The organism is Agromyces sp. NPDC055661, assembly GCF_053618135.1.
Map to the genome: position 1 here is coordinate 598,609 of NZ_JBSHHC010000002.1, position 12,547 is coordinate 611,155.

At 72.4% G+C, this 12,547-nt stretch carries 13 protein-coding genes, 1 tRNA gene and 1 pseudogene; 14 read left to right on the forward strand and 1 reads right to left on the reverse strand.

What is annotated here, in order from left to right; genetic code table 11:
• The first annotated feature begins 42 nt into the window (after positions 1-42).
• The 12 genes and pseudogenes from lepB (at position 43) to ACWGO8_RS16390 (ending at position 9,744) form a co-directional block, all read left to right on the forward strand.
• Positions 43-789, forward strand: coding sequence for a signal peptidase I (gene lepB / locus ACWGO8_RS16335; RefSeq protein ID WP_452044065.1), 747 nt, complete (start codon positions 43-45; stop codon positions 787-789).
• A 1-nt stretch (position 790) separates the two neighbouring features.
• Positions 791-1,477, forward strand: a complete 687-nt coding sequence (locus ACWGO8_RS16340) for a ribonuclease HII (protein WP_452044066.1) — start codon at positions 791-793, stop codon at positions 1,475-1,477.
• Between the two features lie 6 nt (positions 1,478-1,483).
• Positions 1,484-1,807 carry a DUF2469 family protein gene (locus ACWGO8_RS16345; protein ID WP_130352672.1) on the forward strand — a complete coding sequence of 108 codons (324 nt, stop codon included), beginning with the start codon at positions 1,484-1,486 and terminating at the stop codon, positions 1,805-1,807.
• Between the two features lie 118 nt (positions 1,808-1,925).
• Positions 1,926-1,997: transfer RNA gene (locus ACWGO8_RS16350), tRNA-OTHER, on the forward strand.
• A gap of 120 nt (positions 1,998-2,117) precedes the next feature.
• Positions 2,118-2,816: pseudogene (locus ACWGO8_RS16355) on the forward strand (carboxylesterase family protein); the annotation flags it as partial.
• A 164-nt stretch (positions 2,817-2,980) separates the two neighbouring features.
• Positions 2,981-3,664: a carboxylesterase family protein gene (locus ACWGO8_RS16360; RefSeq protein ID WP_452044067.1), complete on the forward strand. Its 684-nt coding sequence runs from the start codon at positions 2,981-2,983 to the stop codon at positions 3,662-3,664.
• A gap of 37 nt (positions 3,665-3,701) precedes the next feature.
• The gene (locus ACWGO8_RS16365) at positions 3,702-4,568 is read left to right on the forward strand and encodes a 2-oxo acid dehydrogenase subunit E2 (protein ID WP_452044578.1); all 867 of its coding nucleotides are present in this window, start codon (positions 3,702-3,704) and stop codon (positions 4,566-4,568) included.
• A 135-nt stretch (positions 4,569-4,703) separates the two neighbouring features.
• Positions 4,704-5,060: a YraN family protein gene (locus tag ACWGO8_RS16370; protein WP_148734753.1), complete on the forward strand. Its 357-nt coding sequence runs from the start codon at positions 4,704-4,706 to the stop codon at positions 5,058-5,060.
• Positions 5,060-6,601 carry a YifB family Mg chelatase-like AAA ATPase gene (locus ACWGO8_RS16375; protein ID WP_452044068.1) on the forward strand — a complete coding sequence of 514 codons (1,542 nt, stop codon included), beginning with the start codon at positions 5,060-5,062 and terminating at the stop codon, positions 6,599-6,601. Before ACWGO8_RS16370 ends, ACWGO8_RS16375 begins: the two co-directional genes overlap by 1 nt.
• The gene (gene dprA, locus ACWGO8_RS16380; RefSeq protein WP_452044069.1) at positions 6,598-7,872 is read left to right on the forward strand and encodes a DNA-processing protein DprA; all 1,275 of its coding nucleotides are present in this window, start codon (positions 6,598-6,600) and stop codon (positions 7,870-7,872) included. The genes ACWGO8_RS16375 and dprA overlap by 4 nt, the downstream gene beginning before the upstream one ends.
• Positions 7,873-7,924: 52 nt before the next feature.
• Positions 7,925-8,830: a phosphodiesterase gene (locus ACWGO8_RS16385; protein WP_452044070.1), complete on the forward strand. Its 906-nt coding sequence runs from the start codon at positions 7,925-7,927 to the stop codon at positions 8,828-8,830.
• Entirely contained in the window at positions 8,827-9,744 is a 918-nt protein-coding gene (locus ACWGO8_RS16390) for a tyrosine recombinase XerC (protein WP_452044071.1), read from the forward strand. The genes ACWGO8_RS16385 and ACWGO8_RS16390 overlap by 4 nt, the downstream gene beginning before the upstream one ends.
• 32 nt (positions 9,745-9,776) lie before the next feature.
• Here the strand turns inward: ACWGO8_RS16390 and ACWGO8_RS16395 are convergent, their stop codons facing one another.
• A complete protein-coding gene (locus tag ACWGO8_RS16395) occupies positions 9,777-10,376 on the reverse strand; it encodes a M23 family metallopeptidase (protein WP_452044072.1) in 600 nt (199 codons plus the stop codon).
• A gap of 274 nt (positions 10,377-10,650) precedes the next feature.
• On the opposite strand from ACWGO8_RS16395, the gene rpsB reads away from it, so the two are divergent.
• Positions 10,651-11,583, forward strand: a complete 933-nt coding sequence (gene rpsB, locus ACWGO8_RS16400) for a 30S ribosomal protein S2 (protein ID WP_148734758.1) — start codon at positions 10,651-10,653, stop codon at positions 11,581-11,583.
• A gap of 37 nt (positions 11,584-11,620) precedes the next feature.
• Positions 11,621-12,451 carry a translation elongation factor Ts gene (gene tsf / locus ACWGO8_RS16405; RefSeq protein ID WP_452044073.1) on the forward strand — a complete coding sequence of 277 codons (831 nt, stop codon included), beginning with the start codon at positions 11,621-11,623 and terminating at the stop codon, positions 12,449-12,451.
• Positions 12,452-12,547 lie beyond the last annotated feature (96 nt).

Below are 12,547 nucleotides of genomic sequence, written 5' to 3' on the forward strand. Positions count from 1 at the left end.
AGCTCCCCACCCCTAGACTGGGTGGGGAGCTCGGGCGGTTAAATGACAGAAGAAATCAGCACCACGCGGACAGACCGCGCGGGCTCGGCATCGGCACGCAGGAAGAAGAGCACGCTGCTCTTCCTGCGAGACCTGCTCGTCATCTTCCTGGTGGCGGTGCTGGTCTCCTTCCTCATCAAGACGTTCCTCATCAGGTCGTTCTTCATCCCGTCGCAGTCGATGGAGCAGACGCTCGTCATGGACGACCGGATCATCGTGAACCAGCTGGTGCCTGAGGTGACGCCCATCGAGCACGGCGACGTGGTCGTGTTCAAGGACCCCGGCGGCTGGCTGCCGGCGCGCGTCGAGACCGATCAGCCGCCGCTCATCGCCGCGGTCGACTGGTTCCTCGCGTTCGTGGGCCTGTCGGCGCCCGACTCGAACGACCACCTCGTGAAGCGGGTCATCGGCCTGCCGGGCGACCACGTGACGTGCTGCAACGCGCTCGGGCAGATGAGCGTCAACGGCGTGCCCCTCGACGAGCCCTACGTGGCGCTGCCTCCGGGGGAGACGAAGGTCTCGCGCGACGACTTCGACGTCACGGTGCCCGACGACTCGCTGTGGGTCATGGGCGACAACCGCTACAACTCCAAGGACTCCCGCTACAACACCGAGACGCCGCTCAAGGGGTTCGTGCCGATCGACAACGTCGTCGGGCGCGCGTTCGTGGTGAGCTGGCCGATCGACCACTGGGCCTGGCTCGGCAACTATCCCGAGGTGTTCGCCGGCGTCGACGAGGGATCCGGCTGACATGAGCCCGTCGGCGATCCCGAACCTCAAGGTCGAGCGCGAGCTCTTCGACACGGGCGCCGGCATGGTGCTCGCGTGCGACGAGGTCGGGCGCGGCGCGATCGCCGGACCGGTCACGGTGGGCCTCGTGCTCATCGATCCGACCGTGCGCCGCATGCCCGCGGGGCTCCGCGACTCGAAGCTGCTCGTCGAGCCCAAGCGCGAGGCGATGGCGCCGCGCGCGAAGGCGTGGGTCCGCGGCTGGGCGGTGGGCGAGGCATCCGCCGCAGAGATCGACGAGCTCGGCATCATGGCGTGCCTCGGGCTCGCCGGAGCCCGGGCGTTCGCGGCGCTCACCGCGGCCGAGGAGGTCGCGTTCGGCACCCCGCTCGTGCTCGACGGCAACTACGACTGGCTCAGCACGTCGGTCGAGCACCGGGTGCAGGTGTCGACCCGCATCAAGGCCGACCGCGACTGCGCGTCGGTGGCCGCGGCATCCGTCATCGCCAAGGTGCACCGCGACCGCGGCATGCGCCGAGCACACGACGACCTGCCGCTCTACGCCTGGAACGAGAACAAGGGGTACTCGAGCCGGGGCCACTTCGCCGCGCTCGAGGAGCACGGCCCGAGCGACCTGCACCGCCACACCTGGCTGCACGAGCGCCCCGCGGAGGCGGAGCCGGCGCTGTTCGAGCTCGGCGTAGGATGATCCACGATGGATGAGGACGAGTTCGAAGACTACGACCGCGAGGTCGAGCTGGCCCTGTACCGGGAGTACCGCGACATCGTGTCGCAGTTCCAGTACGTGGTCGAGACGGAGCGGCGGTTCTACCTCGCGAACGAGGTGGAGCTCGTGCGCCGCGACACCGAGCACGACTTCTACTTCGAGCTCAACATGAAGGACGTCTGGGTCTGGGACGTGTACCGCGCCGACCGGTTCGTGAAGTCGGTGCGCGTGCTCACGTTCAAGGACGTGAACGTCGAGGAGCTCGCGACGCGCGAGTTCGAGCTGCCCAAGGAGCTCGCGCTCGACGAGTGATCGTCGGGCGCTCTGTGCCTCGTCCGGGTCGTCCGACGCTGTCCTCCCGTGTCCTCCCTCGTGTCCCCCGAAAGGTGGACTCGCGGCGGAAGATAACGAAAAGGTAACATCGCCGCATCGCGACGTTCCGGGTGGACCGGGGCACATGCTCTAACTGGGTGCGTCGCGGGTTCGAATCCCGCCGTCGCGTCTGAATCTGATCCCTTCGTCGCCGTTTCAACGGCGCCGCTCGGGACCTTCGCCCCTACGGCGGTGCACGTGGACGTGCACGGTGGTGCGTATGAGCGAGGCCGAACGCACCGTCGTGCGGATGAGCGGGGTGGTCCGGACGCATGCGGGGGACGTGCGCGGCAGCACCACCGAGACCGGATACGCGTTCCGCGGGATCCCATACGCAGCGCCGCCCACGGGGGCGAACCGGTTGCGGCCGCCGCAGCCGGTCCAGCGGTGGGACGGCGTGCGCGACGCCACGCGGCTCGGGCCTGAACCGCCCCAGGTCGCACCTCCCTCGACCGGCGGCACCGCGTCGGGCCCCGCCGAGGACTGGGAGGACGTCGACGAGGCGTTCGCGAAGGTCGAGCGGGCGAACGGCACCGACGACTGCCTGAACCTCAATCTCTGGACTCCGGATCCTGGCGCAGCCGACCTTCCCGTGATGGTCTGGATCCAGGGCGGCATGTTCGAGCTCAGCTCGACGGCCGCCTACGACGGCCGCCGATTCGCCCGCGACGGGGTCGTGTGCGTGGTGATCAACTGGCGACCCGGCGCGGAGGGGTTCCTCTACCTCGACGACGGCATCGCCGACGTCGGCCTGCTGGACCAGGTCGCGGCGCTCGAGTGGGTGCGCGAGAACATCTCGGCGTTCGGCGGGGATCCCGGCAACGTGACGGTGTTCGGCGAGTCGGCCGGCGCCATGAGCATCGGGACGCTGCTCGCCATGCCCCGCGCCGAGGGACTGTTCCGTCGCGCGATCCTCCAGAGCGGCGCGGCCCACCACGTCATCCCGGCCGACGACGCCCTGCGGATCGGACGGGACCTCGCCCGGCGCCTCGGCGTTCCGCCGACGCGTGCGGACATCGCGGCGGCCGGCGTCGACCGGCTGCTCGCGGCGCAGGCCGCCCTCAAGGCGGACCTGCTCGCGCACCCCGACCCGGACCGGTGGGGTCGGCGGTCGTGGCCGGCTCGATGCCGTGGCAGCCGGTGGTCGATGGGGACGTCGTGCCCGCTGCGCCGATCGAGCGGATTGCCGGCGGCTCGGCGACCGGGGTCGACGTCGTCGTCGGGACGAACACCGAGGACTGGCGCCTGTGGCTCCTGGTCAGCGGGATGCTGGCGCGGGTCACCGACGAGATGCTCACCGGCGAAGTCGCCGTCCACGGCCCCCGATCGATCACCGCGTACGGACTCCCGGTCGACGCGGCACTCGCCGCCTACCGGGACCGGTACCCCGACACCGCTCCGGGGGAGGTGCTCGCGGCAGTGCAGACCGACTGGTGGATGCGCATCCCCGCGCTGCGCCTGGCGGAGGCGCACGCAGCGGCCGGCGGGAGGACCTGGATGTACGAGTTCGCGTGGCCGGCGCCGGGGCTGGGCGCCGTGCACGCCATCGACATCCCGTTCGTGTTCGACACCCTGGCGCCCGACGCGCCCCTGTTCGGACCGATGCTCGGTGCCGACCCGCCGCAGGTGCTCGCCGACGCGATGCATACGGCATGGATCGCGTTCGCGGCGACGGGCGACCCGGGCTGGCCCGCCTACGACCTCGAGCGCCGGGCGACGATGCGATTCGACACGACCAGCCGGGTCGTCGAGGACCCGAGGGCCTGGGAGCGGAGCCTCTGGGGCAGCCGGCGCTGATCCCGACTCGATTCGCGCATCCGAGGAGGGATGGCACATGGTTCGAACGGAACCGGGGACGAGCCACGATGCCCGTCACACCGGGGGAGCACCCGGGTACGTCGTCCGGCGCATCCCGCCGGAGCGCCAGCCGGTGCTCGACCGGCTCGCGGGCGCGAGCCGCCGGTTCCAGGTGCACGCGCTGACCGAGTTCGACGTGACCGAGGCGCGAGCTCGACTCGTCGACTCCGAGGTGCGGGTGACGTGGACCGGGTTCGTGGTGGCGTCCCTGGCCCGGGCCGTCGCGATGCACCCCGAGGTCAATGCTCGCAAGGCGGGGAGTCGCATCCTCGCGTTCGACCGCGTCGACATCGGCGCCACGGTCGAACGGGAACAGGCGGGGACGGCGGTCCTCGACGTCGCCGTCGTCCGCGATGCCGACCGTCGGTCGTGCGCCACGATCTCCGAGCTGCTGTCGACGGCCAAGCACGGGCCGGGCGAGCCGCATCGGCAGCGAGGCCTCGCGCTCGGACTGGTTCGGCTTCCCGGGCCGCTCCGCCGCACGGCGCTGCGGATGGCCGCCACCAGCCCGCGCGTCTCGGCGACGTTCGGACCGGCGATCGGCGTCACCTCGCTCGGCATGCTGTCCGACGCGTGGGCGTGGGCCGTTCCGCTCGCGCCGCTCACGGTGATCGCCACGGTGGGTCGGGTGACGCAACGACCGGCGGTCCGCGACGATCGCATCGTCGCGCGATGGATGCTGCCGCTCACGCTGTCGTTCGACCACGCCGTGATCGACGGCGCCCCCGCCGCCCGATTCACCGAGACGTTGCGGGTCCTGATCGAGTCGGGCGCCGCGCTTCGGGACGACGCCGCTCCGCCGGGAGACGTCGTGCTCCACGACGAGACCGCAGCCGGGCGCTGAACGGCGCACGTCGCCGATCGATGCCCCTCGACTCGTCCTCGACACCCACGCCACCGAGTCTCGTCGACCCCGATCTGCATCGCCGCGATCCGCGGGTCGCCGCGCGCCACGACGCTGGTCGCGGAGGTGGTGCGGATGGCCCACAACGCGGAACTCGGTCGGCGCGGCGAACAGCTCGCGGTCGACCACCTGCTCGGTCGCGGCATGACGGTGGTCGAGCGCAACTGGCGCTGCCGGCTCGGCGAGATCGACATCGTCGCGCGCGACGGCCGCGACACGGTGTTCGTCGAGGTGAAGACCCGCACGACCCACGACTTCGGGCATCCGTTCGAGGCCATCACGCCGCTGAAGCTCGCGCGCCTTCGCCGTCTCGCGGTGGCCTGGTGCGAGGCGACGGATGCCCCGGTGGCCCGCATCCGCATCGACGCGGTCGCCGTGCTCGCGCCGACCGAGGCGCCCGCGATGATCGAGCACCTCGAGGGCATCGGCTGATGCCCGTCGCGCGCACCCGCTCGGTCGCCCTCCTCGGCCTCGCGGGCTCCATCGTCGAGGTCGAGGCCGACCTCTCGTCGCAGCTGCCCGGCATCTCGATCATCGGTCTGCCCGACGCGGCCCTCGCCGAGGCGCGCGAGCGCGTCCGGTCCGCCGCGACCAACGCGGGCTGTCCGCTGCCGCAGCGCAAGCTCACCGTGAACCTCTCGCCGGCCGCCCTCCCGAAGCACGGGTCGGGGTTCGACCTGGCGATCGCCATCGCGTGCCTGGCCGCAGCAGGCGAGATCTCGGTCGAGTCCGTCGACCGCGTCGTGCACCTCGGCGAGCTCGGCCTCGACGGGCGTCTGCGCCCGATCGACGGGATCCTGCCCGCCGTGCTCGCGGCCTCACGCGCCGGCCACGACACCGTGATGGTGCCGACCGCGAACGCCCCAGAGGCCGCGCTCGTGCCGGGCGTCGAGGTGATCGGCGTGGGGTCCCTGCTCGAGGCCGCCATCCGGCACGGCGGCGAGTACGAGGAGCGACCGGTCGAGCCGGTGCCGGCGTCCATGCGCGCCGACGACGGCGAGTCGGCGCCCGGCGACCTCGCCGACGTCGCGGGCAACGACGATGCGGTCGACGCCCTGCTCACCGCGGCGGCCGGCGGTCACCACGTCTACTTCCTCGGCCCGCCGGGAGCCGGCAAGACCATGCTCGCCTCTCGGCTGCCGGGCATCCTGCCCGATCTCGCGCCCGACGCCGCGCTCGAGGTCTCCTCGATCCGCTCGCTCGCGGGCCGCTCCGTCGGCGACGCGCTCTCGGTGCGGCCGCCGTTCGAGGCGCCGCACCACACCGCGACCGCCGCCGCGATCGTCGGCGGCGGCAGCCGCCTGATCCGTCCGGGCGCCGCGTCGCGCGCCTCGCACGGCGTGCTCTTCCTCGATGAGGCGCCCGAGTTCCCCTCGGCGGTGCTCGACGTGCTGCGCCAGCCGCTCGAGTCGGGAACGATCAGCATCCACCGGGCGAACTCGGTGGCGTCGTTCCCCGCGCGGTTCCAGCTCGTGGTGGCCGCGAACCCGTGTCCGTGCGGCAACCACGGCCTGACGAGCCTGGACTGCACGTGCACGCCGATCATGCGGCGTCGCTACCTCGGTCGCATCTCCGGACCGCTGCTCGATCGCATCGACCTGCAGATCTGGGTGCCCCGCATCACCGCGGCCGGACTGCGTCTCGCCGCCGAGCGACCCGGGCTGTCGAGCGCAGAGGCGCGTGCCCGGGTCGTCGCGGCGCGCGACATCGCCCGCGACCGGCTCACGGGAACCCCGTGGCGCACCAACGCCGAGATGCCGGGCCCGTGGATGCGCGGCCCCGGGCGGCTCCATCCAGGCGGTCGCGCGAGCGCTGCGGCCGACCGGGCGCTCGAGCTCGGCGGCATCACCATGCGCGGCTACGACCGCGTGCTGAAGACCGCGTGGACCCTCGCCGACCTCGAAGGCGCGGCCGTGCCGACCCGGGAACACGTCGGTCACGCCCTGTTCATGAGGAAGGGATTCGACCTGTGAAGCTGTTGACCGAGGCCGCGGGGGAGTCCGCGGCCGACTTCGCGACCGTGCGCCGCGGCGCCGAGCCGTCGCTCGACGCGTTCGCACGCGCGGTGCTCGGTCTCGTCGCCGAACCGGGCGACGGCGTGCTCGGACGGGCGATCGTCGCGGTCGGCGCGCCCGCGGTGGCCGAGCACCTGCTCGCCCGTGCGCCGGCCGACGCACTGGTCGACGCGGTGGTCGAGGCCGGCGGCGACCTCGACGAGCGCGAGGCGAACTCGGCACGCGACCGATGGCTTCCACGGCTCGACCATCGGGGCTTCGTCACGTCGCTGGCGCAGGCCGCACGGGTGGGCGCACGACTCCTGGTGCCGGGCGACCCATGCTGGCCGACCGGCGCCGACGAGCTCGGCGCGCACGCGCCGCTCGCCCTGTGGGTCCGAGGTCGCGTCGAGGCGCTCGGCGGCGGGCAGCCGACGATCGCGCTCGTCGGTGCGCGCGCGGCCACCGGCTACGGCGAGCACGTCACGATGGAGGCCTCCGCGGGCCTCGTCGACCGCGGCTTCGCGATCGTCTCCGGCGGCGCCTACGGCATCGACGGAATGGCGCACCGGTCAGCGCTCGCGAGCGACGGTACGACCGTGGCGTTCCTCGCCGGCGGAGTCGACCGCTACTACCCGCTCGGACACGAGTCGCTCCTCGCGCGTATCGCCGAGACCGGCGCCGTCGTCGCCGAGCTGCCGTGCGGCGCGGCGCCCACGAAATGGAGGTTCCTCCAGCGGAATCGCTTGATCGCCGCCGCCAGTGAGGCGACCGTGGTGCTCGAGGCGGGCATCCGCTCGGGCTCGCTCAACACGGCGGGCCATGCGGCTGCGCTCGGGCGGCCCATCGGTGCCGTGCCCGGTCCGGTCACGAGTCCCGCCTCGGCCGGATGCCACCGCCTGCTGCGCGAGTTCGACGCGGTGTGCGTCGTCGATGCCGACCAGATGGCGGAGCTCGTGTCGGGTGGTGGGCGACGGCTCTGGCGGGGGCCCGCCGGCGCCATCGTGGTCGATGGGGCGGCTGGAGGCGAAGGCGAGGGCGCCGAGTCGTCCTCGCCTGACGAACGCGCCGATCCAAGGCTGGTGCGCGTGCTCGACGCCCTGAGCACCCGCACGCCGCGTCCGCTCGACGACGTCGCGCGTCGCGCCGGACTCACGGTGACCGAGGTCATGTCGGTGCTCGGCGGACTCGAGGCTGAGGGCATCGCCATGCGGGACGCCCGCGGCTGGCGTCGGCGGCGTGCCGGGTGATCGCCGGGCCGGCGTGAGAGGCACGCCATAGGCTGACCGCGAGGAGGTCGGCATGGCGGAGCAGCTCGGCAGGTATCCGGCGGCGAAACGGGTCATCGCGCATGTGAGCGACACCCACCTGCTCGACGGCGGTGCGCCGCTCGGCGGCCGCGCCGACACGGTCGGCGCACTGCGACAGGTCGTCGCGCAGCTCGAGCGGCTGGGCGACCGCCTCGACGCGATCGTGGTCACGGGCGACGTCACCGACCTCGGGGAGCCCGACGCGTACCGGCGCGTGCGCGAGCTCGTCGATCCGCTCGCCGAGTCGTCGGGCGCCCGCGTCGTGTGGGTCATGGGCAACCACGACGTGCGCGGCCCGTTCCGCGAGGGCCTGCTCGACGAGCCGGCCTCCGACGAGCCCGCGAACCAGGTCGTCGACCTCGACGGCCTGCGCGTGATCGCCCTCGACACGAGCGTGCCCGGCTGGCACCACGGCCGGCTCGACGACGCCTCGCTCGCGTGGCTCGACCGCGTCCTCGCCGAACCCGCACCCGAAGGCACCATCCTCGCGATGCACCACGCCCCGCTGGCCACGCCGCTCGCCCTCATGGACGTGCTCGAGCTCCAAGGACAGGACGCGCTCGCCGAGGTGGTCCGCGGTCGCGACATCCGGCTCATCCTCGGCGGCCACCTGCACTATCCGACGAACGGCGAGTTCGCCGGCATCCCCGTCTCCGTCGCGGGCGCCACGGCGTACACCATGGACCTCTCCGCGCCGCCGCGCGAGCTCGTCGGCGTCGATGGCGGACGGTCGTTCGACCTCGTGCACGTCTTCGACGCTTCATATGTGTCCATCGTGGTGCCGCTCGGCCCGTTCCCCGTCGTGACGAGCTTCGGCGAGGAGTTCCTCGCAGAGGTCGAGGGCCTCCCGCCCGAGGGGCGGCTCGATCGCTTCTCGCGCAAGCTCGAGGGGTCATGACCCTCGACGCCGTTCTCGACGACTACCTCGCGCACGTCCGCACCGAGCGCGGCTATTCGGAGCACACCGTCGCGGCGTATCGCGCCGACCTCGTCGATCTCATCGGGTTCGCCGAGCAGCGCGGCGTCGACGACCCCGGCGGGATCGACCTCGGGCTGCTCCGCGACTGGCTTTGGGCGGCCACCGAGCGCGGCCTCGCACGTGCGACCATCGCGCGGCGCGCGGCATCCGCTCGGGGCTTCACCGCCTGGCTCCACCGGCGCGGCCTGATCGCGACCGATCCCGGTGCACGGCTCAAGGCGCCGCGGGCACAGCGCACGCTGCCGCGCGTGGTCACCGAGCACGCGCTCGCCGACGCGCTCGCGGCCCTCGGCGACCGGGCGGCCGACGGCGATCCGGTCGCGGTGCGCGATGCCGCGATCGCGGAACTGCTGTACGCCTCCGCGTTGCGCGTGTCGGAGCTCGTGGGGCTCGACCTCGCCGATGTCGACCGGCGGCGACGCACGGTGCGCGTCACGGGCAAGGGGGCGAAGGAGCGCGTCGTCCCGTACGGAGCACCCGCCGCGCGGGCGCTCGACCGGTACCTGGAGGCCGCCCGTCCGGCCCTGGTCGTCGGCGCTGCGGGAGCGCCGACGACGTCGGCCGTGTTCCTCGGCGTGCGCGGCGGTCGGCTCGGCGTGCGCAGCGTGCATCGACAGATTGCGACGCTGCTCGAGGCGATCCCGGGCTCGGGCCCGGGCGGTCCGCACGCCCTCCGGCACAGCGCCGCGACGCACCTGCTCGACGGCGGCGCCGACCTCCGTGCGGTGCAGGAGTTCCTCGGCCACGCCAGCCTCGGCACGACGCAGATCTACACGCACGTCTCCGCGGAACGGCTCAAGCAGAGCTACCGGACGGCGCACCCGCGGGCCTGAGGCGCGAGCCGGCGGCCAGCGGCCCTCCACCGTCAGAACGGCAGCAGCACCGCGCGCGGAATGCCGCCGAGGAAGAGGAACGGCGACACGTACTCGCCGTCGATGCGCACGCCGAAGTGCACGCAGCCGGAGCAGTGGCCGCCCGACGAGACGACGCCGATCGGGTCGCCGGCCGCGACCGCCTGGCCCTCGGCCACGAGCGCGTCGACGGGCTCGATCGCGCTCACGATGCCGCCGCCGTGGTCGATCGCGACGACGCCGCGCCCGGCCACCGCGCCGGCGAAGCTGACCGTGCCCGGCTCGGGCGCCACGATCGTCGCGCCGGGCACGACCGCGATGTCGATGCCGCGGTGTCCCGACGCGTACGGCGAGGCCGGCGCCCGGAACGGAGAGACCACGCGGATCGGCGGCGGCACGGGCCAGCGCCACTGCACCGGCGCCGCCACCGCGGCCGGCGTCGAGGCGATGGCCGGTGCGAGGCCGAGCGCACCAGCGGTGCCGGGGCTGATCGCCACGAGTGCGGCGCCGACGAGCAGGGTCAGCACGGCGGCGACGAGTGCGCCGATCCGTCGTCGACGACGACCGCTCGACGCGGGCGCGGAACGGGCGGAGGAGGGCTCGGTGACGGTCATGCATCGAGGCTGGCCGTGCCCCCGGCATCCGTGCGCGCAGGCGGCAAGGACGGGAACGGCCGACACCCGCGCCCGGGCTGGGGAGGACGGGTGCCGTGATAGAGTATCCGATGCACCTCGGCCCGCCGGGGTGACTACGCGTGCCATTCGGCCACCGACTCCACTCAGTCCCGCGAAGCGCTGGTTCTCCAGCCTGAGCAGGCGGAGCCGTGCCGGGCACCAGGGCTCCGCGCCGCCGGCGCGAGCGACAACTGAGAACAAAGGAGTACGGCTCATGGCCGTCGTCACCATCCGCCAGCTGCTCGACAGCGGCGTGCACTTCGGGCACCAGACCCGCCGTTGGAACCCGAAGATGAAGCGCTTCATCTTCACCGAGCGTTCCGGCATCTACATCATCGACCTGCAGCAGTCGCTCGCCTACATCGACAAGGCGTACGACTTCGTCAAGGAGACGGTCGCCCACGGCGGCACCATCCTCTTCGTCGGCACGAAGAAGCAGGCTCAGGAGTCGATCGCCGAGCAGGCGACCCGCGTCGGCCAGCCCTACGTCAACCAGCGTTGGCTCGGCGGCCTCCTCACCAACTTCTCCACGGTCTCCAAGCGCCTCGCGCGCATGAAGGAGCTCGAGGAGCTCGACTTCGAGGGCACCACCAGCGGCTTCACCAAGAAGGAGCTGCTGATCAAGAAGCGCGAGCTCGACAAGCTGCACAAGTCGCTCGGCGGCATCCGCAACCTGTCGAAGACGCCGTCGGCGCTCTGGGTGGTCGACACCAAGAAGGAGCACCTCGCGATCGACGAGGCCAAGAAGCTCGGCATCCCCGTCATCGGCATCCTCGACACCAACTGCGACCCCGACGAGGTGCAGTACCCGATCCCGGGCAACGACGACGCGATCCGCTCGGTGAGCCTGCTCACCCGCATCATCGCCGACGCCGCCGCCGAGGGCCTCATCGAGCGTCACCAGAAGCCCGAGGCCGAGGGCAACGTCTCGGCCGTCGAGCCGCTCGCCGAGTGGGAGCAGGAGCTCCTCCAGGCCGGCAGCGCGACCACGCCCGAGCAGGCGTCGGCCGAGACCGCGGACGTCGCGGAGACCGTCGCCGAGGCCAAGGCCGAGGCGGCCGAGGTCGTCGACGAGGCCGCCACGGAGATCGCCGCGACCGAGTCGGAGGCGGACGCCGAGGGCGCCGCGGCAGCCGAGTCCAAGTAATCCACTCCACCTACGACCACAAGTCCAGGAGACAACTATGGCCAACTTCACCCTCGAAGACGTCAAGACCCTGCGTGAGCGCCTCGGCACCGGCATGGTCGACACGAAGAACGCACTCGTGGAGGCCGACGGCGACCTCGAGAAGGCCGTCGAGATCCTCCGCCTGAAGGGCGCGAAGGGCAACGCGAAGCGTGCCGACCGCTCCACCGCCGAGGGCCTCGTGGCCGCCGTCGACAACGGCGACGGCACCGCCACCCTGCTCGAGCTCGCGTGCGAGACCGACTTCGTCGCCAAGGGCGACAAGTTCGTCGGCCTCGCCGACCGCGTGCTCGCGGCCGCCGCTGCGGCTCGCGCCGAGACCGTCGAGGCCGCCCTGGCCGCGCCGGCCGAGGGCAAGACCGTCGCCGACGTCATCAGCGAGGAGGCGGCGATCCTCGGCGAGAAGGTCGAGCTCCGTCGCATCCGCCTCGTGAAGGGCGAGCAGTTCTCGATCTACCTGCACAAGACGTCGAAGGACCTGCCCCCGCAGGTCGGCGTCGTGCTCGGCTACGCCGGCGACGACGCGGAGACCGCGCGTTCGGTGGCGCAGCACATCTCGTTCGCGAACCCCGAGTACCTCACGCGTGAGGACGTCCCGGCGGACGCGGTCGAGAAGGAGCGTGCCATCGTCGAGCAGATCACGCGCGACGAGGGCAAGCCCGAGGCCGCCCTGCCGAAGATCATCGAGGGTCGCCTCGGTGCCTACTTCAAGCAGGTCGCCCTCCTCGAGCAGCCCTACGCCAAGGACGACAAGGTCTCCGTCGGCAAGGTGCTCTCGGACGCGGGCCTCACGGTGAGCGACTTCGCTCGCTTCAAGGTCGGCGCGTAAGTCGAGGTGAGGGAGTCCGGATCGCACAGGCGATCCGGGCTCCCTTTTCCATGCGCGGATGCCGCCGCCACGCGAAGTGGGGCAGGGGCACGCCGC